We start from the raw sequence: 24,770 nt of genomic DNA on the forward strand, positions 1-24,770 counted from the left end.
CACATGTTTAATTTGATGGCTGCGTAAGCTGTCACCCCAATACAGGAATAGATAGTCATGTCTCTGACTAACGAGCAAATCATCGAAGCGATCGGCCAGAAATCCGTCATGGAAATCGTCGAGCTGATCAAGGCGATGGAAGAAACTTTCGGCGTTACCGCTGCTGCCGCTGTTGCCGCTGGCCCGGCTGCCGCTGCCCCGGCTGCTGAAGAGCAGACCGAGTTCACCATCGTTCTGGCCGAAGCCGGCGACAAGAAAGTGAACGTGATCAAGGCGGTTCGCGAGCTGACCGGTCTGGGCCTGAAAGAAGCCAAGGCTGTCGTTGACGGCGCCCCGGGCGTGGTCAAGGAAGGCGTTTCGAAGGAAGAAGCCGAAGCAGCCAAGAAGGCTCTGGAAGAAGCTGGCGCCAAAGTCGAGCTCAAGTAAGCGACGACCTTGCGTCTACAGCCCGAGCGACTCGCGACAGGCTGATGGCTGGTGGCTCTTGCCACCGGCCTTTTTCCGTTATGGAAAGCCAGCCATGCTGGCTCTTCCTCGGAAGCCACCTACAGGTGGCGCGAACCATGGGGTTCGCAAGATTTTCTGGCTGCTCCCGTCGGGAGAAGCCAACAAGCAGGTGACCAAGCTGGGGAACGCTGATGGCTTACTCATACACTGAGAAAAAACGTATCCGCAAGGACTTTAGCAAGTTACCGCACGTGATGGACGTGCCGTATCTTTTGGCCATCCAGCTGGATTCGTATCGCGAATTCCTGCAGGCGGGAGCGACCAAAGATCAGTTCCGCGACATTGGCTTGCATGCAGCCTTCAAATCCGTTTTCCCGATTATCAGCTATTCCGGCAATGCAGCGCTGGAATACGTCGGCTATCGCCTGGGCGAGCCGGCTTTCGATGTCAAGGAATGTGTCCTGCGCGGCGTGACCTTCGCCGTTCCGCTGCGCGTCAAGGTGCGCCTGATCATTTTCGACAAAGAGTCGTCGAACAAGGCCATCAAGGACATCAAGGAACAGGAAGTCTACATGGGGGAAATCCCCCTCATGACCGAGAACGGTACCTTCATCATCAACGGTACCGAACGCGTCATCGTTTCCCAGCTGCATCGTTCGCCGGGCGTGTTCTTCGATCATGACCGCGGCAAGACCCACAGCTCCGGCAAGCTGCTGTACTCCGCGCGCATCATTCCTTACCGCGGCTCCTGGCTGGACTTCGAATTCGATCCGAAGGACGCAGTGTTCGTCCGTATCGACCGTCGCCGCAAGTTGCCGGCTTCGGTTCTTCTGCGTGCGCTCAATTACAGCACCGAAGAGATCCTGGACGCCTTCTACGATACCAACGTCTTCCACGTCAAAGGCGAAACCCTGGCGCTGGAACTGGTACCGCAGCGTCTGCGCGGCGAGATCGCTACTTTCGACATCAAGGATGACAGCGGCAAAGTCATCGTCGAGCAGGGCCGTCGCATCACCGCTCGCCACATCAACCAGCTCGACAAGTCCGGCATCAAAGAACTCGAGATGCCAATGGACTACGTCCTGGGTCGTACCGTCGCCAAGGCGATCGTGCATCCGGCCACTGGCGAGATCATCGCCGAGTGCAACACCGAGCTGACCGTCGACGTCATGGCGAAGATCGTCAAGGCGCAGGTCGTACGCTTCGAGACGCTGTACACCAACGACATCGATTGTGGTCCGTTCATTTCCGACACGCTGAAGATCGATTCGACCACCAATCAGCTCGAAGCGCTGGTCGAGATCTATCGCATGATGCGCCCGGGCGAGCCGCCAACCAAGGACGCCGCCGAGACGCTGTTCAACAACCTGTTCTTCGCTGCCGAGCGCTACGACCTGTCGGCTGTCGGCCGGATGAAGTTCAACCGCCGTATCGGTCGTACCGAGATCGAGGGCTCCGGCGTACTGAGCCGTGAGGATATCGTCGCGGTTCTGAAGACCCTGGTCGACATCCGCAACGGCAAAGGCATCGTTGACGACATCGATCACCTGGGTAACCGTCGCGTGCGCTGTGTCGGCGAAATGGCCGAAAACCAGTTCCGCGTTGGCCTGGTGCGCGTCGAGCGTGCGGTCAAAGAGCGTCTGTCGATGGCCGAAAGCGAAGGCCTGATGCCGCAGGACCTGATCAATGCCAAGCCGGTTGCGGCGGCGGTGAAGGAGTTCTTCGGTTCCAGCCAGCTCTCGCAGTTCATGGACCAGAACAACCCGCTTTCGGAGATCACCCACAAGCGCCGCGTCTCCGCACTCGGCCCGGGCGGTCTGACCCGTGAGCGTGCCGGCTTCGAGGTGCGTGACGTGCACCCGACTCACTACGGCCGTGTCTGCCCGATCGAAACTCCGGAAGGTCCGAACATCGGTCTGATCAACTCGCTGGCCGCCTACGCCCGCACCAACCAGTATGGCTTCCTGGAAAGTCCGTACCGCGTGGTCAAGGATGGCGAAGTCACCGACGAGATCGTATTCCTCTCGGCAATCGAAGAAGCCGACCACGTCATCGCTCAGGCCAGCGCCAAGCTGGACGGTCGCAAGCTGGTCGACGAGCTGGTGGCTGTGCGTCATCTGAACGAATTCACCGTCAAGGCGCCGGAAGACGTGACCCTGATGGACGTCTCTCCGAAGCAGGTCGTCTCCGTCGCTGCCTCGCTGATTCCGTTCCTCGAGCACGACGACGCCAACCGCGCGCTGATGGGTTCCAACATGCAGCGTCAGGCCGTGCCGACCCTGCGTTCGGACAAGCCGCTGGTAGGTACCGGCATGGAGCGCAACGTGGCACGCGACTCCGGCGTCTGCGTGGTCGCTCGTCGCGGCGGCGTGATCGACTCGGTCGATGCCAGCCGTATCGTGGTGCGCGTGCGTGACGATGAGGTCGAGACCGGCGAAGCGGGTGTCGACATCTATAACCTGACCAAGTACACCCGCTCCAACCAGAACACCTGCATCAACCAGCGTCCGCTGGTGCGCAAGGGTGACGTGGTGGCGCGTGGCGACATCATGGCCGACGGTCCGTCCACCGACATGGGCGAGCTGGCACTGGGTCAGAACATGCGCGTCGCGTTCATGCCGTGGAACGGCTACAACTTCGAGGACTCCATCCTCCTCTCGGAGCGCGTGGTTCAGGAAGACCGTTTTACCACTATCCATATCCAGGAACTGACCTGCGTGTCGCGCGACACCAAGCTCGGCCCAGAGGAGATCACCGCAGACATCCCGAACGTGGGTGAGGCTGCGCTGAACAAGCTGGACGAGGCCGGTATCGTCTACGTCGGTGCCGAAGTCGGCCCAGGCGACATCCTGGTCGGCAAGGTGACGCCGAAGGGCGAAACCCAGCTGACCCCGGAAGAGAAGCTGCTACGTGCGATCTTCGGTGAGAAGGCTTCCGACGTGAAAGACACGTCCCTGCGTGTGCCGACCGGCACCAAGGGCACCGTCATCGACGTGCAGGTGTTCATCCGCGACGGCGTCGAGCGCGACTCCCGTGCGCTGGCCATCGAGAAGATGCAGCTCGACGAGATCCGCAAGGACCTCAATGAAGAGTTCCGTATCGTCGAAGGCGCCACGTTCGAGCGTCTGCGCTCGGCCTTGGTCGGTGCGACTGCCGAGGGCGGTGCAGGTCTGAAGAAGGGTGTCGTGATCACCGACGAGATCCTCGACGGGCTCGAGCATGGCCAGTGGTTCAAGCTGCGCATGGCCGAAGACGCGCTGAATGAGCAGTTGGAGAAGGCCCAGGCCTACCTCTCCGATCGCCGTCAGCTGATCGACGACAAGTTCGAAGACAAGAAGCGCAAGCTGCAGCAGGGCGACGACCTCGCACCGGGCGTGCTGAAGATCGTCAAGGTCTATCTGGCCATCAAGCGTCGCATCCAGCCGGGCGACAAGATGGCCGGTCGTCACGGTAACAAGGGTGTGGTCTCGGTGATCATGCCGGTCGAAGACATGCCGCATGATGCCAACGGTACGCCGGTGGACATCGTCCTGAACCCGCTGGGTGTACCGTCGCGTATGAACGTCGGGCAGATCCTCGAAACCCACCTGGGCCTTGCGGCCAAGGGCCTGGGCGAGAAGATCAACCTGATGCTCGAAGAGCAGCGCAAGGTCGCCGAGCTGCGCAAGTTCCTGCACGAGATCTACAACGAGATCGGCGGGCGTCAGGAAAATCTGGACGACCTGAGCGATCAGGAAGTGCTGGACCTGGCGAACAACCTGCGCAAGGGCGTGCCGATGGCGACCCCGGTGTTCGACGGTGCCAAGGAGCGCGAGATCAAGGCCATGCTGAAGCTGGCCGATCTGCCGGAAAGTGGCCAGATGCAGCTGTTCGACGGCCGTACCGGTAATGCGTTCGAGCGCACCACCACCGTCGGCTACATGTACATGCTCAAGCTGAACCACCTGGTCGACGACAAGATGCACGCGCGTTCCACCGGTTCGTACAGTCTGGTCACCCAGCAGCCGCTGGGCGGCAAGGCGCAGTTCGGTGGTCAGCGTTTCGGGGAGATGGAGGTCTGGGCCCTGGAGGCCTATGGCGCCGCGTACACCCTGCAGGAAATGCTCACGGTCAAGTCGGACGACGTGAACGGGCGGACCAAGATGTACAAGAACATCGTGGACGGCGATCACCGCATGGAGGCCGGCATGCCGGAGTCCTTCAACGTGCTGATCAAAGAAATCCGCTCGCTCGGTATCGATATCGATCTGGAAACCGAATAACCACGCACCGCCTGCGCGGCACCCGGCGTCAGCCGGCTGCCGCAGGTCCGTGAGGAGGAAAGGCCTTGAAAGACTTGCTGAATCTGTTGAAAAACCAGGGTCAAATCGAAGAGTTCGATGCCATCAAGATTGCCCTGGCGTCCCCCGAGATGATCCGTTCCTGGTCCTTCGGTGAAGTGAAGAAGCCGGAGACCATCAACTACCGTACGTTCAAGCCCGAGCGTGACGGCCTTTTCTGCGCCAAGATCTTTGGCCCGGTCAAGGACTACGAGTGCCTGTGCGGCAAGTACAAGCGCCTCAAGCATCGCGGTGTGATCTGCGAGAAGTGTGGTGTGGAAGTTGCGCTGGCCAAGGTGCGTCGCGAGCGCATGGCGCACATCGAACTGGCTTCTCCGGTCGCGCACATCTGGTTCCTGAAGTCGCTGCCGTCCCGTATCGGCCTGCTGCTGGACATGACCCTGCGCGATATCGAGCGCGTGCTCTATTTCGAGAGCTACGTGGTGATCGATCCGGGCATGACCACTCTGGAGAAAGGTCAGCTGCTTAACGACGAGCAGTACTTCGAAGCCCTCGAAGAGTTCGGTGACGACTTCGATGCCCGCATGGGTGCCGAGGCTGTCCGCGAGCTGCTGATCCAGATCGACCTGGAGCACGAGATTGGCCGTTTGCGCGAGGAAATTCCGCAGACCAACTCGGAAACCAAGATCAAGAAGCTCTCCAAGCGTCTGAAGCTGATGGAGGCTTTCCATGGCTCGGGCAACCTGCCGGAGTGGATGATCCTGACCGTGCTGCCGGTGCTGCCGCCGGATCTGCGTCCGCTGGTTCCGCTGGATGGCGGTCGTTTCGCGACTTCGGATCTGAACGATCTGTATCGCCGCGTGATCAACCGCAACAACCGTCTGAAGCGCCTGCTCGACCTGTCGGCGCCGGATATCATCGTGCGCAACGAAAAGCGCATGCTGCAGGAAGCGGTCGATGCGCTGCTGGACAACGGCCGCCGCGGCCGCGCCATCACCGGTTCGAACAAGCGCCCGCTGAAGTCCCTGGCTGACATGATCAAGGGCAAGCAGGGTCGTTTCCGTCAGAACCTGCTCGGCAAGCGCGTGGACTACTCCGGTCGTTCCGTGATCACCGTAGGTCCGACCCTGCGTCTGCACCAGTGCGGCCTGCCGAAGAAGATGGCGCTCGAGCTGTTCAAGCCGTTCATCTTCGGCAAGCTGGAAATGCGCGGCATGGCCACCACCATCAAGGCGGCCAAGAAGATGGTCGAGCGCGAGCTGCCGGAAGTCTGGGACGTTCTCGCCGAAGTGATTCGCGAGCATCCCGTACTGCTCAACCGCGCACCGACCCTGCACCGTCTGGGTATCCAGGCGTTCGAGCCGGTACTGATCGAAGGCAAGGCGATCCAGCTGCACCCGCTGGTCTGTGCCGCGTACAACGCCGACTTCGACGGTGACCAGATGGCCGTGCACGTGCCGCTGACGCTGGAAGCTCAGCTGGAAGCGCGCGCGCTGATGATGTCGACCAACAACATCCTCTCGCCAGCCAACGGTGAGCCGATCATCGTTCCGTCGCAGGACGTGGTTCTGGGTCTATACTACATGACCCGTGAAGCCATCAATGCCAAGGGCGAAGGGCGCGTGTTCGCCGACCTGCAGGAAGTCGACCGCGTGTTCCGCGCCGGTGAAGCCTCGCTGCACGCCCGGGTCAAGGTGCGCATCAACGAGACCATCAAGGATCGTGACGGCAGCATCACCAAGAACACCCGCATCGTCGACACCACCGTCGGCCGCGCGCTGCTGTTCCAGATCGTGCCGGAAGGGATGTCATTCGACGTCGTCAACCAGCCGATGAAGAAAAAGGCGATCTCCAAGCTGATCAACCTGTGCTACCGCACCGTTGGTCTGAAGGATACTGTCATCTTCGCCGACCAGCTGATGTACACCGGCTTCGCCTACTCGACCATTTCCGGTGTTTCGATCGGTGTGAACGATTTCGTCATCCCGGACGAGAAGGCGCGCATCATCGATGCGGCCACCGAAGAAGTGAAGGAGATCGAATCGCAGTACGCCTCCGGCCTGGTTACCCAGGGCGAGAAGTACAACAAGGTGATCGACCTCTGGTCCAAGGCCAACGACGAAGTGTCCAAGGCCATGATGGCCAACCTCTCGAAAGAGAAGGTCATCGACCGCGAAGGCAACGAAGCCGAGCAGGATTCGTTCAACTCGATGTACATGATGGCCGACTCCGGTGCGCGGGGTTCCGCGGCTCAGATTCGCCAGCTGGCCGGTATGCGTGGCCTGATGGCCAAGCCGGACGGCTCCATCATCGAAACGCCGATTACGGCGAACTTCCGTGAGGGTCTGAACGTACTGCAGTACTTCATCTCCACGCACGGTGCTCGTAAGGGTCTGGCGGATACCGCACTGAAAACCGCGAACTCCGGGTACCTGACTCGTCGTCTGGTGGATGTCGCGCAGGATCTGGTGGTCACCGAGATCGATTGCGGCACCGAGCAGGGTCTGCACATGACTCCGCACATCGAAGGCGGCGACGTGGTCGAGCCGCTGGGCGAGCGCGTGCTGGGTCGCGTGATTGCGCGTGACGTGCTCAAGCCGGGCACCGATGACGTGCTGGTTCCGGCGGGTACGTTGATCGACGAGCAGTGGGTCGACTTTATCGAGCTGAACAGCATCGACGAAGTGATCGTGCGCTCGCCGATCTCCTGTGAAACCCGCTACGGCATCTGTGCCAAGTGCTACGGTCGTGATCTGGCCCGTGGGCATCAGGTCAACATCGGCGAGGCGGTCGGCGTTATCGCTGCCCAGTCGATCGGTGAGCCGGGTACTCAGCTCACCATGCGTACGTTCCACATCGGTGGTGCGGCGAGCCGTACCTCGGCCGTCGACAACGTGCTGGTGAAGAACGGCGGTACCATCCGCCTGCATAACCTGAAGCACGTCGAGCGTGCCGATGGCGCGCTGGTGGCCGTGTCTCGTTCCGGCGAGCTGGCCGTGGCGGACGACTTCGGTCGTGAGCGCGAGCGCTACAAGCTGCCGTACGGTGCTGTGATTTCCGTGAAGGAAGGCGACAAGGTCGACGCTGGCGCCGTGGTTGCCAAGTGGGACCCGCACACCCACCCGATCGTGACCGAAATGAAGGGTGTCGTGACCTTCGTTGGCATGGAGGAGAACATCACCATCAAGCGCCAGACCGACGAGCTGACCGGTCTGACCAACATCGAGGTGATGGATCCGAAGGACCGTCCGGCAGCAGGCAAGGACATCCGTCCGGCGATCAAGATGGTCGACGCCAATGGCAAGGAGTTGTTGCTGCCAGGTACCGACGTACCGGCCCAGTACTTCCTGCCGGCTAACGCGCTGGTCGGTGTTGCGGACGGCTCCGAGATCAATGTGGGTGACGTCATCGCACGTATCCCACAGGAAACCTCGAAGACCCGCGACATCACCGGTGGTCTGCCGCGCGTTGCCGACCTGTTCGAAGCGCGTCGTCCGAAGGAGCCGTCCATCCTGGCGGAAATCAGCGGCACGATTTCCTTCGGTAAGGAAACCAAGGGCAAGCGTCGCCTGGTGATTACGCCGACCGACGGTAGCGATCCGTACGAAGAGCTGATTCCGAAGTGGCGTCACCTGAACGTCTTCGAAGGCGAACAGGTGAACAAGGGTGAAGTGATCTCCGACGGCCCGAGCAACCCGCACGACATTCTGCGGCTGTTGGGCGTCAGCGCACTGGCACGCTACATCGTCAACGAGATCCAGGACGTTTACCGACTGCAGGGCGTGAAGATCAACGACAAGCACATCGAGACCATCCTGCGGCAGATGCTGCGCAAGGTCGAGATCACCGAGTCGGGCGATTCCAGCTTCATCAAGGGCGACCAGATGGAACTGACCCAGGTGCTGGAAGAGAACGAGCGTCTGAGCGCAGAGGACAAGTTCGTCGCCAAGTACGTCCGCGTCCTGCTGGGCATCACCAAGGCGTCGTTGTCGACCGAGTCGTTCATCTCCGCGGCCTCATTCCAGGAGACCACCCGCGTGCTGACCGAAGCGGCCGTGACTGGCAAGCGCGACTACCTGCGCGGCCTGAAGGAGAACGTGGTTGTGGGTCGTCTGATCCCGGCCGGTACCGGTCTGGCGTATCACAGCGAGCGCAAGCGCAAGCGTGATGCCGAGAAGCCGGTCCGCGTGAGTGCCGATGAAGTCGAGGCGGCGCTGACTGAAGCGCTGAACTCCAGCGGCAATTGAGAGTGCCAGGCCCCGGTCGCAAGCCGGGGCCTGCCTTGACGGTGGGCGAGAAGCTCTTTAGACTCTCGTACCCCTAAATTGGCGGGGCTTCGTGCCCTGCCATTTTTCGTTTGTGTCGAAAGACAACAGTGGAGCTAGTAGATGGCAACTATCAACCAGCTGGTACGTCAGCCGCGCAAGCGGGTCGTCGAGAAAAGCGACGTCCCTGCGCTGCAAAACTGCCCGCAGCGTCGTGGCGTGTGCACCCGTGTGTACACCACCACGCCGAAGAAACCGAACTCCGCACTGCGTAAGGTGTGCCGTGTTCGTCTGACCAATGGCTATGAAGTCGCCTCCTACATCGGTGGTGAAGGTCATAACCTGCAAGAGCACAGCGTAGTGCTGATCCGTGGCGGTCGTGTAAAAGACCTTCCGGGTGTGCGTTACCACACCGTGCGCGGTTCGCTGGATACCTCCGGCGTAAAAGACCGTAAGCAGGGTCGTTCCAAGTACGGCGCCAAGCGTCCGAAGTAAGCAGTATTTCTATTTATTTGAGTCGATAAGAGTAAGGTCGGGCGTAACCTGCGCGTTACCGTTCCGAGCTAACCTGAAGACCGTTTGAGGGCTTATCAATGCCAAGACGTCGTGTAGCAGCCAAGCGCGAGATTCTGGACGATCCGAAGTACGGAAGTCTGATCCTGGCCAAGTTCATGAACCACGTGATGGAAAGCGGCAAGAAGGCCGTTGCCGAGCGTATCGTTTATGGTGCCTTGGACAAGGTGAAGGAGCGCAAGAATGGCGACCCCCTGGAAGTCTTCGAAAAAGCACTCGATGCCATCGCTCCGCTGGTCGAAGTCAAGTCCCGCCGTGTAGGCGGTGCTACCTACCAGGTTCCGGTCGAAGTTCGTCCTTCCCGTCGTAACGCGCTGGCCATGCGCTGGCTGGTAGATGCTGCGCGCAAGCGTGGCGAAAAATCCATGGCGCTGCGCCTCGCTGGCGAGCTGCTGGATGCTTTTGAAGGTAAAGGCGCTGCGGTCAAGAAGCGCGAAGACGTGCACCGTATGGCTGAAGCCAACAAGGCCTTCTCGCACTACCGCTTCTAAATCAAGCGCAACTTTTACGAGGACCTTATTGTGGCCCGTACTACCCCTATCAACCGCTACCGTAACATCGGTATCTGTGCCCACGTCGACGCGGGCAAGACTACCACCACGGAGCGGATTCTGTTTTACACCGGCCTCAGCCACAAGATGGGTGAAGTGCATGACGGTGCGGCGACCACCGACTGGATGGTGCAGGAGCAGGAGCGTGGTATCACCATCACCTCCGCTGCTGTCACGACCTTTTGGCAGGGTTCGCGCGGTCAGTACGACAACTATCGTGTAAACGTCATCGATACCCCCGGTCACGTTGACTTCACCATCGAAGTAGAGCGCTCCCTGCGCGTTCTCGACGGTGCTGTCGTTGTGTTCTGTGGTACCTCCGGCGTTGAGCCGCAGTCCGAAACCGTATGGCGTCAGGCCAACAAGTACGGCGTGCCGCGTATCGTTTACGTCAACAAGATGGACCGTCAGGGTGCCAACTTCCTGCGCGTCGTCGGTCAGATCAAGCAGCGCCTGGGTCACACCCCGGTTCCTGTTCAGCTGGCCATTGGTTCCGAAGAGAACTTCGCCGGTCAGATCGATCTGATCAAGATGAAGGCCATCTACTGGAACGATGACGACAAGGGAACCACCTACCGCGAGGAAGAGATTCCGGCGGAGCTGATGGATCTGGCCGAAGAATATCGCTCGAGCATGATCGAGGCTGCGGCCGAGGCCAACGAAGAGCTGATGAACAAGTATCTCGAAGGTGGTGAGCTGACCATCGAAGAGATCAAGGCTGGTCTGCGTCAGCGCACCATCGCCTGTGAAATCGTTCCGGCCGTTTGTGGTTCGTCCTTCAAGAACAAGGGCGTGCCCCTGGTTCTCGATGCTGTCATCGACTATCTGCCTGCGCCGACCGAGATTCCCCCGATTCAGGGCGTCAATCCGGATAACGAAGAGCAGATCGACGAGCGTCATGCAAGTGATGACGAGCCGTTCTCCGCTCTGGCGTTCAAGATCGCTACCGACCCGTTCGTGGGTACCCTGACCTTTACTCGTGTTTATTCCGGTGTGCTGTCTTCCGGTGACTCGGTAATCAACTCGGTCAAGGGCAAGAAGGAGCGCGTGGGTCGGATGGTGCAGATGCACGCCAACCAGCGTGACGAGATCAAGGAGTGCCGTGCCGGCGACATCGCCGCGCTGATCGGCATGAAGGACGTCACCACGGGTGACACCCTCTGCTCGATCGAGAAGCCGATCATCCTCGAGCGTATGGACTTCCCGGAGCCGGTTATCTCGGTAGCTGTCGAGCCGAAGACCAAGGCAGACCAGGAAAAGATGGGTATCGCGCTGGGCAAACTGGCTCAGGAAGACCCGTCGTTCCGTGTCCAGACCGACGAAGAGACTGGTCAGACCATCATTTCCGGTATGGGTGAGCTGCACCTCGACATTCTCGTCGACCGTATGCGTCGCGAGTTCAACGTTGAGGCGAACATCGGTAAGCCGCAGGTTTCCTACCGTGAAACCATCACCAAGGACAATGTCGAGATCGAAGGCAAGTTCGTTCGTCAGTCCGGTGGTCGTGGTCAGTTCGGTCATTGCTGGATCCGTTTCTCGACCCCGGACGTGGACGAGAAGGGCAACATCACCGAAGGCCTGGTGTTCACCAACGAAGTTGTGGGTGGTGTGGTTCCGAAGGAATACATCCCGGCAATCCAGAAGGGCATCGAAGAGCAGATGAAGAACGGCGTTGTCGCCGGCTATCCGCTGATCGGCCTGAAGGCGACCGTGTTCGATGGCTCCTACCACGACGTCGACTCCAACGAGATGGCGTTCAAGGTTGCAGCTTCGATGGCGACCAAGCAGCTGGCCCAGAAGGGCGGCGGCAAGGTGCTCGAGCCGATCATGAAGGTCGAAGTGGTGACCCCTGAGGACTACATGGGTGACGTGATGGGTGACCTGAACCGTCGTCGTGGTCTGATCCAGGGTATGGAAGACTCGGTCTCCGGCAAGATTATCCGTGCTGAGGTTCCGCTCGGAGAGATGTTCGGTTACGCAACCGACGTTCGTTCCATGTCTCAGGGTCGCGCGAGCTACTCCATGGAATTCTCCAAATACGCTGAGGCTCCGGCGAATATCGTCGAGACGCTCGTCAAAAAACAAGGTTGATTCAGCCCTTTAAGTAAGAGGTTTACTGTCGTGGCTAAGGAAAAATTCGAACGTAACAAACCGCACGTCAACGTCGGCACCATTGGTCACGTCGACCATGGCAAGACTACTCTGACTGCCGCTCTGACTCGCGTGTGCTCCGAGGTCTTCGGTTCCGCTCGTGTCGACTTCGACAAGATCGATAGCGCTCCGGAAGAGAAGGCTCGCGGCATCACCATCAACACCGCCCACGTAGAGTACGACTCCAACGTCCGTCACTACGCGCACGTTGACTGCCCGGGTCACGCTGACTACGTGAAGAACATGATCACCGGTGCTGCCCAGATGGACGGCGCGATCCTGGTCTGCTCGGCTGCTGACGGCCCCATGCCGCAGACTCGCGAGCACATCCTGCTGTCCCGTCAGGTTGGTGTTCCGTACATCGTCGTGTTCCTGAACAAGGCCGACATGGTTGATGACGCCGAGCTGCTCGAGCTGGTCGAGATGGAAGTTCGCGACCTGCTGTCGACCTACGACTTCCCGGGTGATGACACTCCGATCATCATCGGCTCCGCGCTGATGGCGCTGAACGGCGAAGACGACAACGAGCTCGGCACCACTGCGGTGAAGAAGCTGGTCGAGACCCTCGACAGCTACATCCCCGAGCCGGTTCGTGCCATCGACAAGCCGTTCCTGATGCCGATCGAAGACGTGTTCTCGATCTCCGGTCGCGGCACCGTGGTAACCGGTCGCGTGGAGCGCGGCATCGTCAAGGTTCAGGAAGAGATCGAGATCGTCGGTCTGCGTCCGACCACCAAGACTACCTGCACCGGCGTTGAGATGTTCCGCAAGCTGCTCGATGAAGGTCGTGCTGGCGAGAACTGCGGTGTGCTGCTGCGTGGCACCAAGCGTGACGAAGTGGAGCGTGGTCAGGTTCTGGCCAAGCCGGGCACCATCAAGCCGCACACCAAGTTCGAAGCCGAAGTGTACGTGCTGTCCAAGGAAGAAGGTGGTCGTCACACCCCGTTCTTCAAGGGCTACCGTCCGCAGTTCTACTTCCGTACCACTGACGTGACTGGTTCGTGCGAGCTGCCGGAAGGCGTCGAGATGGTAATGCCGGGCGACAACGTGAAGATGGTTGTCACCCTGATCAAGCCGATCGCCATGGAAGACGGCCTGCGCTTCGCGATTCGCGAAGGTGGTCGTACCGTTGGTGCCGGCGTGGTTGCCAAGATCGTCGAGTAATATTTGACGATGATGAAAAAGGCCCCTTCGGGGGCCTTTTTCTATTGTTGATCATTTATTGACACCCTATAGGTGCATCCGTACAATTGCGCCTCCTTTTACCGGGGGTATTGCGCCTGGTAGGGTGGCTACTTGGAGTCTGAGGTCAAAATGCAAAACCAACAAATCCGTATTCGGTTGAAGGCTTTTGACCATCGCCTGATCGATCAATCAACCCAGGAAATCGTGGAAACCGCGAAACGTACTGGTGCTCAGGTGCGTGGTCCGATTCCGCTGCCAACCCGCAAAGAGCGGTTCACTGTGCTGGTTTCTCCGCACGTCAACAAAGACGCGCGCGATCAGTATGAAATTCGAACCCACAAGCGTGTGCTGGACATCGTTCAGCCGACCGACAAAACCGTCGATGCGCTGATGAAGCTCGATCTTGCGGCTGGTGTGGAAGTGCAGATCAGCCTCGGCTAAAACCTGAGAGTTTTAGTCGTGTAACGCTCTGAAATGGGCGGCCATAGCGGGTGAAAGCCCCGTACACTCAAGAGGTTTAAAAATGACTATTGGTGTAGTCGGTCGTAAATGCGGCATGACCCGCGTTTTCACCGAGGATGGTGTCTCTATTCCGGTTACGGTCATCGAGATCGAGCCGAATCGCGTCACTCAGTTCAAGAATGAAGAGAGCGATGGCTATCGTGCAGTGCAGGTCACTGTCGGTGAGCGTCGTGCGTCCCGTGTTACCAAGGCTCAGGCCGGTCACTTCGCCAAGGCGAACGTGGCAGCAGGTCGTGGCGTCTGGGAATTCCGCCTCGAAGGCGAGGAGTTCCAGGTTGGTGACCAGATCAATGCCGAAATTTTCCAGGCGGGCCAGCTGGTGGATGTCACCGGTCAGTCCAAGGGTAAAGGCTTTGCCGGTACCATCAAGCGCTGGAATTTCCGTGGTCAGGACAATACCCACGGTAACTCCGTATCCCACCGCGTCCCGGGCTCTATTGGTCAGTGCCAGACTCCAGGTCGTGTATTCAAGGGCAAGAAGATGTCCGGGCACATGGGCGCCGAGCGCGTAACCGTGCAGTCTCTGGAAATCGTGCGTGTCGATGCCGAGCGTAACCTGCTGCTGGTCAAGGGTGCAGTCCCTGGTGCCACCGGTGGTGACGTGTTCGTGCGTCCGGCCGTCAAGGCTCGCGGTTAAGGGGGAGTTCACATGCAATTGAATGTAAATGGCGCACAGGCCATCGAAGTCTCCGATCGCACCTTTGGTGGTGAGTTCAACGAGACGCTGGTGCACCAGGCAGTCGTCGCCTACATGGCTGGCGGTCGTCAGGGTAGCAAGCAGCAGAAGACCCGCTCCGATGTGTCCGGTGGTGGCAAGCGTCCGTGGCGCCAGAAAGGCACCGGTCGCGCTCGTGCCGGTACCACTCGTGGTCCGATCTGGCGTGGCGGTGGTGTCACCTTCGCTGCTCGCCCGCAGAACCACGAGCAGAAGCTGAACAAGAAGATGTATCGCGCTGCGCTGCGTTCCATCCTTGCTGAGCTGGTTCGCTCCGAGCGTCTGGTAGTCGTAGAAGATTTCGCCGTCGATGCCCCGAAGACCAAGGCGCTTGCCAGCAAGCTCAATGGTATGGGTCTGAGCGACGTGCTGATCGTTTCCGATGCTGTCGATCAGAACCTGTACCTGGCTGCGCGCAATCTGCCGCATGTCGACGTACGTGACGTCCAGGGTTCCGATCCGGTCAGCCTGATCGCCTATGACAAGGTGTTGATCACCGTGTCGGCTGTGAAGAAATTCGAGGAGCTGCTGGGATGAACCAGGAACGCGTATTCAAAGTCCTGCTTGGTCCGCACGTCTCCGAGAAGGCTACCGTGCTGGCTGACAGCAAGAAGCAATTCGTTTTCAAGGTTGCGACTGACGCAACCAAGCTGGAAATCAAGAAGGCTGTTGAAAGCCTGTTCGACGTGAAGGTCGCCGCCGTCAACACCCTGAACGTTCAGGGCAAGACCAAGCGCACCGCTCGCGGTCTGGGCAAGCGCAACGACTGGAAGAAGGCTTATATCGCTCTTCAGCCAGGCCAGGATCTCGATTTCTCCGGCAGTGCTGAGTAAGGAAGGGGTGCATCATGGCAATCGTTAAATGCAAACCGACTTCCGCGGGCCGCCGTTTTGTGGTCAAGGTGGTCAATCAGGAGCTGCACAAAGGCGCTCCTTACGCACCGCTGCTCGAGAAGAAGTCGAAGACTGGCGGCCGTAACAACAACGGTCGTATCACCACTCGCCACATCGGCGGTGGTCACAAGCAGCATTACCGTCTGGTCGATTTTCGTCGCAACAAGGATGGCATTCCGGCCATCGTCGAGCGTATCGAATACGATCCGAACCGTACTGCGCACATCGCGCTGCTGAAGTATGCCGACGGTGAGCGTCGCTACATCATCGCGCCGAAAGGCGTGAGCGCTGGCGATCAGCTGGTCTCGGGCATCAATGCTCCGATCAAGGCTGGTAACAGCCTGCCGCTGCGTAACATCCCGCTGGGTTCTACCGTTCACGGTATCGAGCTCAAGCCGGGCAAGGGCGCTCAGCTCGTTCGCTCCGCTGGTGCTTCGGCTCAGCTGGTCGCTCGTGAGGGCTCCTATGTGACGCTGCGTCTGCGCTCCGGCGAAATGCGCAAGGTGTTGGCTGAATGCCGTGCGACCCTGGGCGAAGTCTCGAACTCCGAGCACAGCCTGCGTTCGCTGGGTAAGGCCGGTGCCAAGCGCTGGAAGGGCATTCGCCCGACCGTTCGTGGTGTCGCGATGAACCCGGTCGATCACCCGCACGGTGGTGGTGAAGGTCGTACCTCCGGTGGTCGTCATCCGGTGTCGCCATGGGGCTTCCCGACTAAGGGCGCGAAGACCCGCACTAACAAGCGCACCGATAACATGATCGTCCGTCGTCGCAAGTAACTAGAGGGATACGACAGTGCCGCGTTCTCTGAAAAAAGGTCCTTTTATCGATCTTCACCTACTGAAGAAGGTCGAAGCGGCGGTGGAAAAGAATGATCGCAAGCCGGTGAAAACCTGGTCGCGTCGTTCGATGATCCTGCCGCAGATGGTCGGTCTGACCATCGCTGTACACAACGGTCGCCAACATGTTCCGGTCCTCGTGTCCGAAGACATGGTCGGCCACAAACTCGGCGAGTTCGCTGCTACCCGCACTTATCGTGGGCACGTGGCGGACAAGAAAGGCAAGCGCTAAGGGGTAAGGAAAGATGGAAGTAGCCGCTAAGTTGTCGGGCGCTCGCATCTCCGCCCAGAAAGCCCGCCTGGTCGCCGACCAGATCCGCGGGAAGAAGGTGGGCGATGCGCTCAACCTCCTGGCTTTCAGCAGTAAGAAAGCCGCCGAGATCATGAAGAAGGTGCTGGAGTCGGCCGTTGCCAACGCCGAGCACAACGAAGGCGCTGATGTGGATGACCTGAAAGTCTCCACCGTCTTCGTCAACGAAGGGCGTTCGCTTAAGCGCATCATGCCGCGTGCCAAAGGCCGCGCTGATCGCATCGTCAAGCGGTCTTGCCATATCACTGTCAAGGTTGCGGACAAGTAACGGAGTCGATCAGATGGGTCAGAAAGTACATCCCACTGGCATTCGCCTGGGAATCGTCAAGGAGCACACCTCCGTCTGGTACGCAGACGGCCGTACGTATGCAGACTATCTGCTTGCAGATCTGAACGTGCGTGAGTACCTCCAAGACAAACTAAAAAGCGCGTCCGTAAGCCGTATCGATATCCATCGCCCGGCTCAAACCGCACGCATCACCATCCACACCGCTCGTCCCGGCATCGTGATCGGCAAGAAGGGTGAGGATGTTGAGAAGCTGCGTCAGGACCTGACCAAGCAAATGGGTGTGCCGGTGCACATCAATATCGAAGAGATCCGCAAGCCGGAGCTCGACGCCATGCTGGTTGCACAGAGCGTAGCTCAGCAGCTGGAGCGTCGCGTGATGTTCCGTCGCGCCATGAAGCGCGCCGTACAGAACGCCATGCGTATTGGTGCCAAGGGCATCAAGATCCAGGTCAGTGGTCGTCTGGGTGGGGCTGAAATCGCCCGTACCGAGTGGTATCGCGAAGGTCGTGTGCCGCTGCACACCCTGCGTGCCGATATCGATTACAACACTTACGAAGCGCACACCACCTACGGTGTGATTGGTGTCAAGGTGTGGATCTTCAAAGGCGAAGTGATTGGTGGTCGCCATGAAGAGCTCAAGCCTCAAGCGCCTGCTCCTCGTAAAAAAGCTGCTAAGTAAGGGGTACGCCAAATGTTGCAACCCAAGCGTACAAAATTCCGCAAGCAGATGACCGGCCACAACCGTGGTCTGGCTCAGCGCGGTAGCAAGGTCAGCTTCGGCGAGTTCGCGCTGAAGTCTGTTTCTCGTGGTCGTCTGACCGCGCGTCAGATCGAGGCTGCACGTCGTGCGCTGACTCGTCACGTCAAGCGTGGCGGTAAGATCTGGATCCGCGTGTTCCCCGACAAGCCCGTTACCAAGAAGCCCCTGGAAGTTCGTATGGGTAAAGGTAAGGGTAGCGTCGAGTACTGGGTAGCCCAGATTCAGCCGGGCAAGGTGCTTTACGAGATCGAGGGTGTTTCCGAAGAGCTGGCGCGTGAGGCTTTCGCCCTGGCCGCTGCAAAGCTGCCGCTCGCCACCTCCTTTGTTAAGCGGACGGTGATGTGATGAAAGCGAATGAACTTCGTGAAAAATCCGTTGAGCAGCTGAACGAGCAACTGCTCGAGCTGCTGCGGGACCAGTTCAATCTGCGTATGCAGAAAGCGACTGGCCAGTTGGGGCAGTCTCACCTGCTCTCGCAAGTCAAGCGCGACATCGCTCGTGTCAAGACTGTGCTCAACCAGCAGGCAGGTAAGTGATCATGGCTGAAGCTCAGAAAACCGTCCGCACGCTGACCGGCCGTGTCGTCAGCGACAAGATGGACAAGACCATCACCGTACTGATCGAGCGTCGCGTCAAGCACCCGATCTACGGCAAATACGTTAAGCGTTCGACCAAACTGCACGCCCACGACGAAACCAACCAGTGCAAGATCGGCGACAAGGTTTCCATTCGTGAAACCCGTCCGCAGTCCAAGACCAAGTCCTGGGCGCTGGTTGAAGTCGTTGAACGCGCCGTCGAAGTCTAAGGGCTAGGGGTCGGAGAAATTATATGATTCAGACTCAATCCATGCTCGATGTGGCTGATAACAGTGGCGCTCGTCGCGTCATGTGTATCAAGGTGCTCGGCGGTTCTCACCGCCGTTACGCCGGCATCGGCGACATTATCAAGGTCACCGTCAAGGAAGCGATTCCGCGTGGCAAGGTCAAGAAAGGCCAGGTGATGACCGCTGTAGTGGTCCGCACCCGTCACGGTGTTCGCCGTCCCGACGGTTCCATCATCCGCTTCGATGGCAACGCTGCTGTTCTGCTGAACAACAAGCAAGAGCCTATCGGCACCCGCATCTTCGGGCCGGTGACTCGTGAGCTTCGTACCGAGAAGTTCATGAAGATCGTTTCGCTCGCACCTGAAGTGCTGTAAGGAGTAGCCGCATGCAAAAGATTCGTCGCAACGACGAGATCATCGTCATCGCCGGCAAAGACAAGGGCAAGCGCGGTAAGGTGCTGAAGGTGCTCGCTGACGACCGTCTGGTCGTTGGCGGGATCAACCTGGTCAAGCGCCACACCAAGCCGAACCCGATGTCCGGTGTTCAGGGCGGTATCGTCGAGAAAGAGGCGCCTTTGCACGTCTCTAACGTCGCCATTTTCAATGGTGAAACCAACAAGGCAGACCGCGTTGGCTTCAAGGTTGAAGAAGGCAAGAAAATTCGTGTCTTCAAGTCGACCCAGAAGCCGGTTGACGCTTGAGACTGCTAGGTAGATAACCATGGCACGACTAAAAGAAGTTTATCGGAAGGAAATCGCGCCCAAGCTGAAAGAAGAACTTCAGCTCAAGAACGTGATGGAAGTTCCGCGCATTACCAAGATCACCCTCAACATGGGTATCGGCGAAGCGATCGGTGACAAGAAGATCATCGACAACGCGGTTGCCGATCTGGAAAAGATCACCGGTCAGAAGGTTGTAGTGACCCACGCTCGCAAGTCCATCGCAGGCTTCAAGGTCCGCGAAGGCTGGCCGATCGGCGTCAAGGTAACCCTGCGCAGCGATCGCATGTACGAATTCCTGGATCGTCTGCTTTCGATCTCCCTGCCGCGCGTGCGTGACTTCCGCGGCCTGAATGCCAAGTCCTTCGATGGCCGCGGCAACTACAGCATGGGTGTCAAAGAGCAGATCATCTTCCCGGAAATCGATTACGACAAGATCGATGCCCTGCGTGGTCTGGATATCACTCTGACCACTACTGCTCGGACGGATGATGAGGGTCGTGCGTTGCTGCGCGCTTTCAACTTCCCGTTCCGTAACTGATTGGAGTAGGCACATGGCTAAGCAAAGCATGAAGAACCGTGAGCTGAAGCGTCAGCGCACGGTTGCCAAGTTCGCCCAGAAGCGTGCGGCACTCAAAGCGATCATCGCTAGCCCGGAGTCCACTCCGGAGGCGCGTTGGGAAGCTCAGGTGGCCCTGCAGAAGCAGCCGCGTGATGCAAGCGCTTCGCGCCTGCGTAACCGCTGCCGTCTGACTGGCCGTCCGCACGGCGTCTATCGCAAGTTCGGCCTCGCGCGCAACATGCTGCGCCAGGCCGCCATGCGCGGTGACGTACCGGGCCTGGTCAAAGCCAGCTGGTAAGAATCAAACAGGGCCCTCGGGCCCTGTTTGTTTTGGTCGAGCCCCTTTCGGGGCTTGATTCGTTTCTGGTGAGCGCCTAGAATGCCCGGCTCGCCTGAGCCTCGCATTTTTGTAGGGTTCGCCCGTTGGCGACACGAGCCGTCCAAGGCTTATTTTTTTGTTTTAGGAGCTAAGAGCCCATGAGTATGCAGGACCCGTTAGCGGACATGCTAACTCGTATCCGTAATGCCCAGATGGCCGAAAAGTCCGTCGTAAGCATGCCGTCTTCCACGCTGAAGGTGGCTGTAGCCAACGTTCTTCAAGGTGAAGGCTATATCGCGGGATACCAGGTCAGTGGCGACGTCAAGCCGCAGCTGTCCATCGAGCTTAAGTATTTCGAAGGCCGTCCGGTCATCGAGGAACTGAAGCGCGTAAGTCGTCCTGGCCTGCGCCAGTACAAATCCGTTGACCAGTTGCCGAAAGTTCGCGGTGGCCTGGGTGTCTCGATCGTCTCCACCAACAAGGGTGTGATGACTGATCGTGCTGCTCGCGCTGCTGGTGTCGGCGGCGAAGTGCTTTGCACTGTGTTCTAAGGGGGGATAAGCATGTCTCGCGTTGCTAAGAACCCCGTCAAGCTGCCCGCTGGCGTTGAAATCAAAATGTCCGGCCAGCAGCTTTTGGTGAAGGGTGCAAAAGGCGCTCTGGAGCTGAACGTTCATCCTTCCGTTGAGGTTATCCAGGAAGGTGGTGAGCTGCGTTTCGCCGGTCGTAACGGTGATCAGCAGACTCGCGCCATGGCCGGTACTACCCGCGCTCTGGTCAACAACATGGTGATCGGTGTCAGTCAGGGCTTCGAGCGCAAGCTCCAGCTGGTCGGCGTCGGTTACAAGGCGCAAGCCAAAGGTCAAGTGCTGTCCCTGGCTCTCGGTTTCTCGCATCCGGTGGATTATGAGCTGCCGCAAGGCGTCACCGCCGAGACCCCCAGCCAGACCGATATCCTGATCAAGGGTGTCGACAAGCAACTGGTCGGTCAGGTGGCTGCTGAAATTCGTGATTTCCGTCGTCCGGAGCCTTACAAGGGCAAAGGCGTGCGGTACTCGGATGAAGTAGTCCGTCGCAAAGAAGCTAAGAAGAAGTAGGGCATAGCAAATGAGCGTAAAGAAAGAAACTCGTCTGCGTCGCGCTCGCAAAGCGCGCCTGAAGATGCGCGAGCTGGAAGCCGTACGCCTCTGCGTGCACCGCTCTTCCCAGCACATCTACGCCCAGGTCCTTTCGGCCGACGGCGGCAAGGTCCTGGCAAGCGCCTCGACTCTGGACAAAGAACTGCGTGACGGTGCCACCGGCAACGTTGACGCTGCCAAGAAAGTCGGTCAACTGGTCGCTGAGCGCGCGAAAGCCGCAGGCGTCACTCAGGTGGCGTTCGACCGTTCTGGCTTCAAGTACCACGGTCGTGTGAAGGCACTGGCTGATGCTGCTCGTGAAGGCGGGCTGGAGTTCTAAGTTATGGCAAATAACGAGCAAAAGCGCGACGAAGGCTACATCGAGAAGCTGGTTCAAGTTAACCGCGTCGCAAAAACCGTGAAGGGTGGTCGTATCTTCACCTTCACCGCGCTGACTGTAGTTGGTGATGGTAAGGGTCGTGTTGGTTTCGGTCGCGGCAAGTCCCGCGAAGTGCCGGCTGCCATTCAGAAGGCCATGGAAGCGGCGCGCCGCAACATGATCCAGGTCGACTTGAACGGCACTACGCTTCAGTACGCCACCAAGGCGGCTCACGGCGCATCCAAGATCTACATGCAGCCTGCCTCCGAAGGTACCGGTGTTATCGCTGGTGGTGCCATGCGCGCCATCCTTGAAGTGGCCGGTGTGCACAACGTCCTGGCCAAGTGCTACGGCTCTACCAACCCGGTCAACGTGGTGCATGCCACCTTCAAGGGTCTGAAGGCGATGCAGTCGCCTGAGTCGATTGCTGCCAAGCGCGGCAAGAGCGTCGAGGAGATTTCCTGATCATGGCTAACACCGTCAAGGTTACGCTGATCAAGAGCGTCAGCGGTCGTATCCCCAATCACAAGCTGTGCGTCAAGGGCCTGGGCCTGCGTCGCATTGGTCACACCGTAGAAGTTCAGGATACTCCTGAGAACCGCGGCATGATCAACAAGGCTTACTACATGCTCCGTGTGGAGGGCTAAGCCATGCAACTGAACGATCTGCGTTCTGCGCCGGGTGCCCGTCGCGAAAAGCTGCGTCCGGGTCGTGGTATCGGCAGCGGTCTGGGTAAGACCGGTGGCCGTGGCCACAAAGGTCAGACTTCCCGCTCCGGCGGCAAGATCGCTCCGGGCTTCGAGGGTGGTCAGCAGCCGCTGCACCGCCGTCTGCCGAAGTTCGGCTTCGTTTCGCTGAAGGCCATGGATCGCGCAGAAGTGCGCACTTCCGAACTGGCTAAGGTGGAAGGCGACGTTGTTACCGTACAGAGCCTGAAAGACGCCAACGTCATCAACCAGAACGTGCAGCGTGTGAAAGTCATGCTGTCCGGTGAGGTTGGGCGTGCGGTCACTCTAAAGGGCATCGCAGCCACCAAGGGTGCGCGTGCGGCTATCGAAGCAGCTGGCGGCAAGTTCGAGGAATAAATGGCTAAGCAAGGTGCTCTCTCCGCGCTGAGTAATGGTGGTCTGTCCGAACTCTGGGCTCGTCTGCGCTTTCTGTTCATGGCGATCATCGTCTACCGGATTGGCGCACACATTCCAGTACCCGGGATCAATCCCGATCGGCTGGCCGAGCTGTTCCGTCAGAACGAGGGGACCATCCTTAGCTTGTTCAACATGTTTTCCGGCGGTGCGCTGGAGCGCATGAGCATCTTTGCGCTGGGGATCATGCCGTACATCTCGGCATCGATCATCATGCAGCTCATGACCGCTGTCAGTCCGCAGCTGGAGCAGTTGAAGAAAGAAGGCGAAGCCGGTCGTCGCAAGATCAGCCAGTACACGCGTTACGGAACGCTGGTTCTGGCAATCGTGCAGGCCGTCGGCATGTCGGTCGGACTGGCGGGGCAGGGTGTCGCGTTCAGTAACGACTTCGGCTTCTACTTCGTGGCCATCACGACCTTCGTGTCTGGTGCGATGTTCATGATGTGGCTGGGCGAGCAGATCACCGAGCGTGGGGTTGGCAACGGTATCTCGATGCTGATCTTCGCTGGGATCGTCGCCGGATTGCCGGGCGCGCTCGGGCAGTCGTTCGAGTCCGCTCGCCAAGGCGATATCAACATCATCGCTTTGCTGGCCGTGGGGCTGCTGGCGGTTGCGATCATCGGTTTCGTGGTGTTCATCGAGCGTGGGCAGCGTCGCATTGCGGTGCACTACGCCAAGCGTCAGCAAGGTCGTAAGGTCTTCGCTGCGCAGACCAGCCACCTGCCGTTGAAAGTCAACATGGCGGGCGTTATCCCGGCCATCTTCGCCAGCAGCATCCTGCTGTTCCCGGCTTCGCTGGGGCAGTGGTTCGGCCAGTCCGAAAACATGGGTTGGTTGGCTGATATCTCTCAGGCGATCGCGCCCGGGCAGCCGTTGAACATCCTGCTGTTCAGTGCTGGGATCATTTTCTTCTGCTTCTTCTATACGGCATTGATGTTCAATCCGAAGGACGTGGCGGAGAACCTGAAGAAGTCCGGTGCGTTTATTCCCGGGATTCGTCCTGGTGAGCAGTCGGCTCGCTATATCGATGGCGTGTTGACCCGCTTGACCATGTTCGGCGCCCTGTACATGACGGCTGTCTGCCTGCTGCCGCAGTTCCTTGTGGTTGCAGCCAACGTGCCGTTCTACCTTGGTGGGACCTCGTTGCTGATCGTGGTTGTGGTTGTCATGGACTTCATGTCCCAAGTGCAATCGCACCTCATGTCGCACCAGTACGATTCCCTGATGAAGAAAGCCAACCTGAAGGGCTACGGTAGCGGAATGCTCCGCTGAAGTGGTTCGTAAGGTTCTAGGAGTTGGTGATGAAAGTTCGTGCATCGGTTAAAAAGCTGTGCCGTAACTGCAAGATCATCCGTCGCGACGGTGTCGTGCGCGTGATCTGCAGCGCAGAACCGCGTCACAAGCAGCGCCAAGGCTGATTGTGTAAGGCGTTATAACCCGGCAGCTAGTGCGCTGCCGGGTTGAATATTTGTTATTACAGCGTTAATATCTCGCGCCCTTTTCTTGGCTTCCGGGGCGTAGGTAGCTGTCAATTGGAGTTTCACTGAATGGCCCGTATTGCAGGCGTCAACATTCCGGATAACAAGCACACTGTTATCTCGCTGACCTACATCTACGGTGTTGGTCGCACCCGTGCGCAGGAAATCTGTGCCGCTACCGGTGTGAATCCGGCAGCAAAGATCAAGGATCTTTCCGACGAGCAGGTCGAACTGCTGCGTGGCGAAGTCGGCAAGTTCATCGTTGAGGGCGACCTGCGTCGCGACGTCAACATGAAAATCAAGCGCTTGATGGACCTGGGTTGCTATCGCGGCCTGCGCCATCGTCGTGGTCTTCCGGTTCGCGGTCAGCGCACCAAGACCAACGCACGTACCCGTAAGGGCCCGCGCAAGCCGATCCGCAAGTAATCGCGTCAGCGAATCGACAGGAATCTAG

31 protein-coding genes are annotated in these 24,770 nt (G+C 59.0%); all 31 read left to right on the forward strand.

The genetic code is table 11. The features are described from left to right. The first annotated feature begins 57 nt into the window (after window positions 1–57). A complete protein-coding gene (rplL, locus tag PSTAB_RS03360) occupies window positions 58–426 on the forward strand; it encodes a 50S ribosomal protein L7/L12 (RefSeq protein ID WP_011911980.1) in 369 nt (122 codons plus the stop codon). 212 nt (window positions 427–638) lie between these two features. After that, window positions 639–4,709, forward strand: a complete 4,071-nt coding sequence (gene rpoB, locus PSTAB_RS03365) for a DNA-directed RNA polymerase subunit beta (RefSeq protein ID WP_013981710.1) — start codon at window positions 639–641, stop codon at window positions 4,707–4,709. Between the two features lie 65 nt (window positions 4,710–4,774). After that, window positions 4,775–8,974, forward strand: coding sequence for a DNA-directed RNA polymerase subunit beta' (gene rpoC, locus PSTAB_RS03370; RefSeq protein WP_013981711.1), 4,200 nt, complete (start codon window positions 4,775–4,777; stop codon window positions 8,972–8,974). Between the two features lie 141 nt (window positions 8,975–9,115). Further along, window positions 9,116–9,487 (forward strand): 30S ribosomal protein S12, encoded by a 372-nt coding sequence (gene rpsL / locus PSTAB_RS03375; RefSeq protein ID WP_003280832.1) that lies wholly within the window; start codon window positions 9,116–9,118, stop codon window positions 9,485–9,487. A gap of 98 nt (window positions 9,488–9,585) precedes the next feature. Next, complete coding sequence (rpsG, locus tag PSTAB_RS03380; protein ID WP_011911984.1) at window positions 9,586–10,056, forward strand: 30S ribosomal protein S7; 471 nt, start codon at window positions 9,586–9,588, stop codon at window positions 10,054–10,056. A 30-nt stretch (window positions 10,057–10,086) separates the two neighbouring features. After that, entirely contained in the window at window positions 10,087–12,207 is a 2,121-nt protein-coding gene (gene fusA / locus PSTAB_RS03385; RefSeq protein ID WP_013981712.1) for an elongation factor G, read from the forward strand. Between the two features lie 30 nt (window positions 12,208–12,237). After that, a complete protein-coding gene (gene tuf / locus PSTAB_RS03390; protein ID WP_011911986.1) occupies window positions 12,238–13,431 on the forward strand; it encodes an elongation factor Tu in 1,194 nt (397 codons plus the stop codon). Between the two features lie 150 nt (window positions 13,432–13,581). Beyond that, window positions 13,582–13,893, forward strand: a complete 312-nt coding sequence (gene rpsJ, locus PSTAB_RS03395; protein ID WP_003186070.1) for a 30S ribosomal protein S10 — start codon at window positions 13,582–13,584, stop codon at window positions 13,891–13,893. Between the two features lie 82 nt (window positions 13,894–13,975). Further along, window positions 13,976–14,611: a 50S ribosomal protein L3 gene (gene rplC / locus PSTAB_RS03400; protein ID WP_011911987.1), complete on the forward strand. Its 636-nt coding sequence runs from the start codon at window positions 13,976–13,978 to the stop codon at window positions 14,609–14,611. A 12-nt stretch (window positions 14,612–14,623) separates the two neighbouring features. Continuing rightward, complete coding sequence (rplD, locus tag PSTAB_RS03405) at window positions 14,624–15,226, forward strand: 50S ribosomal protein L4 (RefSeq protein WP_011911988.1); 603 nt, start codon at window positions 14,624–14,626, stop codon at window positions 15,224–15,226. Continuing rightward, window positions 15,223–15,522, forward strand: coding sequence for a 50S ribosomal protein L23 (gene rplW / locus PSTAB_RS03410; RefSeq protein ID WP_003281842.1), 300 nt, complete (start codon window positions 15,223–15,225; stop codon window positions 15,520–15,522). The genes rplD and rplW overlap by 4 nt, the downstream gene beginning before the upstream one ends. A gap of 14 nt (window positions 15,523–15,536) precedes the next feature. After that, on the forward strand, window positions 15,537–16,358 hold the full coding sequence (gene rplB, locus PSTAB_RS03415; protein ID WP_011911989.1) for a 50S ribosomal protein L2: 822 nt from the start codon (window positions 15,537–15,539) through the stop codon (window positions 16,356–16,358). A gap of 16 nt (window positions 16,359–16,374) precedes the next feature. Continuing rightward, window positions 16,375–16,650, forward strand: a complete 276-nt coding sequence (gene rpsS, locus PSTAB_RS03420; RefSeq protein ID WP_003293029.1) for a 30S ribosomal protein S19 — start codon at window positions 16,375–16,377, stop codon at window positions 16,648–16,650. 13 nt (window positions 16,651–16,663) lie between these two features. Further along, window positions 16,664–16,996: a 50S ribosomal protein L22 gene (gene rplV, locus PSTAB_RS03425; RefSeq protein ID WP_003304070.1), complete on the forward strand. Its 333-nt coding sequence runs from the start codon at window positions 16,664–16,666 to the stop codon at window positions 16,994–16,996. 13 nt (window positions 16,997–17,009) lie between these two features. After that, window positions 17,010–17,696 carry a 30S ribosomal protein S3 gene (gene rpsC / locus PSTAB_RS03430; RefSeq protein WP_003289210.1) on the forward strand — a complete coding sequence of 229 codons (687 nt, stop codon included), beginning with the start codon at window positions 17,010–17,012 and terminating at the stop codon, window positions 17,694–17,696. Window positions 17,697–17,708: 12 nt separating this feature from the next. Then, the gene (rplP, locus tag PSTAB_RS03435; RefSeq protein WP_003281836.1) at window positions 17,709–18,122 is read left to right on the forward strand and encodes a 50S ribosomal protein L16; all 414 of its coding nucleotides are present in this window, start codon (window positions 17,709–17,711) and stop codon (window positions 18,120–18,122) included. Beyond that, window positions 18,122–18,313 carry a 50S ribosomal protein L29 gene (gene rpmC / locus PSTAB_RS03440; RefSeq protein WP_003281834.1) on the forward strand — a complete coding sequence of 64 codons (192 nt, stop codon included), beginning with the start codon at window positions 18,122–18,124 and terminating at the stop codon, window positions 18,311–18,313. Before rplP ends, rpmC begins: the two co-directional genes overlap by 1 nt. A gap of 2 nt (window positions 18,314–18,315) precedes the next feature. Then, window positions 18,316–18,582 (forward strand): 30S ribosomal protein S17, encoded by a 267-nt coding sequence (gene rpsQ, locus PSTAB_RS03445; protein WP_011911990.1) that lies wholly within the window; start codon window positions 18,316–18,318, stop codon window positions 18,580–18,582. Window positions 18,583–18,605: 23 nt separating this feature from the next. Beyond that, entirely contained in the window at window positions 18,606–18,974 is a 369-nt protein-coding gene (gene rplN / locus PSTAB_RS03450) for a 50S ribosomal protein L14 (RefSeq protein ID WP_003281831.1), read from the forward strand. A gap of 11 nt (window positions 18,975–18,985) precedes the next feature. Next, on the forward strand, window positions 18,986–19,300 hold the full coding sequence (gene rplX / locus PSTAB_RS03455; RefSeq protein ID WP_003304067.1) for a 50S ribosomal protein L24: 315 nt from the start codon (window positions 18,986–18,988) through the stop codon (window positions 19,298–19,300). Window positions 19,301–19,319: 19 nt separating this feature from the next. Then, window positions 19,320–19,859 (forward strand): 50S ribosomal protein L5, encoded by a 540-nt coding sequence (gene rplE / locus PSTAB_RS03460; RefSeq protein WP_011911991.1) that lies wholly within the window; start codon window positions 19,320–19,322, stop codon window positions 19,857–19,859. Between the two features lie 13 nt (window positions 19,860–19,872). After that, window positions 19,873–20,178 carry a 30S ribosomal protein S14 gene (rpsN, locus tag PSTAB_RS03465; protein WP_011911992.1) on the forward strand — a complete coding sequence of 102 codons (306 nt, stop codon included), beginning with the start codon at window positions 19,873–19,875 and terminating at the stop codon, window positions 20,176–20,178. A 179-nt stretch (window positions 20,179–20,357) separates the two neighbouring features. Beyond that, on the forward strand, window positions 20,358–20,750 hold the full coding sequence (gene rpsH / locus PSTAB_RS03470; protein ID WP_011911993.1) for a 30S ribosomal protein S8: 393 nt from the start codon (window positions 20,358–20,360) through the stop codon (window positions 20,748–20,750). A gap of 12 nt (window positions 20,751–20,762) precedes the next feature. Then, a complete protein-coding gene (gene rplF / locus PSTAB_RS03475; protein ID WP_041771635.1) occupies window positions 20,763–21,296 on the forward strand; it encodes a 50S ribosomal protein L6 in 534 nt (177 codons plus the stop codon). A 10-nt stretch (window positions 21,297–21,306) separates the two neighbouring features. Beyond that, window positions 21,307–21,657: a 50S ribosomal protein L18 gene (gene rplR / locus PSTAB_RS03480; RefSeq protein WP_013981715.1), complete on the forward strand. Its 351-nt coding sequence runs from the start codon at window positions 21,307–21,309 to the stop codon at window positions 21,655–21,657. A 3-nt stretch (window positions 21,658–21,660) separates the two neighbouring features. Next, window positions 21,661–22,161 carry a 30S ribosomal protein S5 gene (gene rpsE / locus PSTAB_RS03485; protein WP_011911996.1) on the forward strand — a complete coding sequence of 167 codons (501 nt, stop codon included), beginning with the start codon at window positions 21,661–21,663 and terminating at the stop codon, window positions 22,159–22,161. Window positions 22,162–22,163: 2 nt separating this feature from the next. Continuing rightward, window positions 22,164–22,343 carry a 50S ribosomal protein L30 gene (gene rpmD, locus PSTAB_RS03490; RefSeq protein ID WP_003281818.1) on the forward strand — a complete coding sequence of 60 codons (180 nt, stop codon included), beginning with the start codon at window positions 22,164–22,166 and terminating at the stop codon, window positions 22,341–22,343. A 3-nt stretch (window positions 22,344–22,346) separates the two neighbouring features. Continuing rightward, window positions 22,347–22,781: a 50S ribosomal protein L15 gene (gene rplO / locus PSTAB_RS03495; RefSeq protein WP_003281817.1), complete on the forward strand. Its 435-nt coding sequence runs from the start codon at window positions 22,347–22,349 to the stop codon at window positions 22,779–22,781. Next, window positions 22,782–24,110, forward strand: coding sequence for a preprotein translocase subunit SecY (gene secY, locus PSTAB_RS03500; RefSeq protein ID WP_011911997.1), 1,329 nt, complete (start codon window positions 22,782–22,784; stop codon window positions 24,108–24,110). A 29-nt stretch (window positions 24,111–24,139) separates the two neighbouring features. Further along, window positions 24,140–24,256: a 50S ribosomal protein L36 gene (rpmJ, locus tag PSTAB_RS03505; protein WP_003281814.1), complete on the forward strand. Its 117-nt coding sequence runs from the start codon at window positions 24,140–24,142 to the stop codon at window positions 24,254–24,256. Between the two features lie 129 nt (window positions 24,257–24,385). Beyond that, window positions 24,386–24,742, forward strand: coding sequence for a 30S ribosomal protein S13 (gene rpsM / locus PSTAB_RS03510; protein ID WP_011911998.1), 357 nt, complete (start codon window positions 24,386–24,388; stop codon window positions 24,740–24,742). Window positions 24,743–24,770 lie beyond the last annotated feature (28 nt).

The organism is Stutzerimonas stutzeri (genome assembly GCF_000219605.1).
Lineage (GTDB): Bacteria > Pseudomonadota > Gammaproteobacteria > Pseudomonadales > Pseudomonadaceae > Stutzerimonas > Stutzerimonas stutzeri.

Excerpts from the sequence above, each read along its gene's own strand:
- rpmD (WP_003281818.1), top strand. The coding sequence starts at position 22,164 with ATGGCTAACACCGTCAAGGTTACGCTGATCAAGAGCGTCAGCGGTCGT.
- rpoB (WP_013981710.1), top strand. The coding sequence starts at position 639 with ATGGCTTACTCATACACTGAGAAAAAACGTATCCGCAAGGACTTTAGC.
- rpsN (WP_011911992.1), top strand. The coding sequence starts at position 19,873 with ATGGCTAAGCAAAGCATGAAGAACCGTGAGCTGAAGCGTCAGCGCACG.
- rplF (WP_041771635.1), top strand. The coding sequence starts at position 20,763 with ATGTCTCGCGTTGCTAAGAACCCCGTCAAGCTGCCCGCTGGCGTTGAA.
- rpsJ (WP_003186070.1), top strand. The coding sequence starts at position 13,582 with ATGCAAAACCAACAAATCCGTATTCGGTTGAAGGCTTTTGACCATCGC.
- rpsL (WP_003280832.1), top strand. The coding sequence starts at position 9,116 with ATGGCAACTATCAACCAGCTGGTACGTCAGCCGCGCAAGCGGGTCGTC.
- secY (WP_011911997.1), top strand. The coding sequence starts at position 22,782 with ATGGCTAAGCAAGGTGCTCTCTCCGCGCTGAGTAATGGTGGTCTGTCC.
- rplP (WP_003281836.1), top strand. The coding sequence starts at position 17,709 with ATGTTGCAACCCAAGCGTACAAAATTCCGCAAGCAGATGACCGGCCAC.
- rplN (WP_003281831.1), top strand. The coding sequence starts at position 18,606 with ATGATTCAGACTCAATCCATGCTCGATGTGGCTGATAACAGTGGCGCT.
- rpsC (WP_003289210.1), top strand. The coding sequence starts at position 17,010 with ATGGGTCAGAAAGTACATCCCACTGGCATTCGCCTGGGAATCGTCAAG.
- rplX (WP_003304067.1), top strand. The coding sequence starts at position 18,986 with ATGCAAAAGATTCGTCGCAACGACGAGATCATCGTCATCGCCGGCAAA.
- rpmJ (WP_003281814.1), top strand. The coding sequence starts at position 24,140 with ATGAAAGTTCGTGCATCGGTTAAAAAGCTGTGCCGTAACTGCAAGATC.
- rplW (WP_003281842.1), top strand. The coding sequence starts at position 15,223 with ATGAACCAGGAACGCGTATTCAAAGTCCTGCTTGGTCCGCACGTCTCC.
- rplO (WP_003281817.1), top strand. The coding sequence starts at position 22,347 with ATGCAACTGAACGATCTGCGTTCTGCGCCGGGTGCCCGTCGCGAAAAG.
- rplL (WP_011911980.1), top strand. The coding sequence starts at position 58 with ATGTCTCTGACTAACGAGCAAATCATCGAAGCGATCGGCCAGAAATCC.
- rpsH (WP_011911993.1), top strand. The coding sequence starts at position 20,358 with ATGAGTATGCAGGACCCGTTAGCGGACATGCTAACTCGTATCCGTAAT.
- rplV (WP_003304070.1), top strand. The coding sequence starts at position 16,664 with ATGGAAGTAGCCGCTAAGTTGTCGGGCGCTCGCATCTCCGCCCAGAAA.
- rpmC (WP_003281834.1), top strand. The coding sequence starts at position 18,122 with ATGAAAGCGAATGAACTTCGTGAAAAATCCGTTGAGCAGCTGAACGAG.
- rpsG (WP_011911984.1), top strand. The coding sequence starts at position 9,586 with ATGCCAAGACGTCGTGTAGCAGCCAAGCGCGAGATTCTGGACGATCCG.
- rpsQ (WP_011911990.1), top strand. The coding sequence starts at position 18,316 with ATGGCTGAAGCTCAGAAAACCGTCCGCACGCTGACCGGCCGTGTCGTC.
- rplC (WP_011911987.1), top strand. The coding sequence starts at position 13,976 with ATGACTATTGGTGTAGTCGGTCGTAAATGCGGCATGACCCGCGTTTTC.
- rplE (WP_011911991.1), top strand. The coding sequence starts at position 19,320 with ATGGCACGACTAAAAGAAGTTTATCGGAAGGAAATCGCGCCCAAGCTG.
- rplB (WP_011911989.1), top strand. The coding sequence starts at position 15,537 with ATGGCAATCGTTAAATGCAAACCGACTTCCGCGGGCCGCCGTTTTGTG.
- rplD (WP_011911988.1), top strand. The coding sequence starts at position 14,624 with ATGCAATTGAATGTAAATGGCGCACAGGCCATCGAAGTCTCCGATCGC.
- rpsM (WP_011911998.1), top strand. The coding sequence starts at position 24,386 with ATGGCCCGTATTGCAGGCGTCAACATTCCGGATAACAAGCACACTGTT.
- rpsE (WP_011911996.1), top strand. The coding sequence starts at position 21,661 with ATGGCAAATAACGAGCAAAAGCGCGACGAAGGCTACATCGAGAAGCTG.
- rplR (WP_013981715.1), top strand. The coding sequence starts at position 21,307 with ATGAGCGTAAAGAAAGAAACTCGTCTGCGTCGCGCTCGCAAAGCGCGC.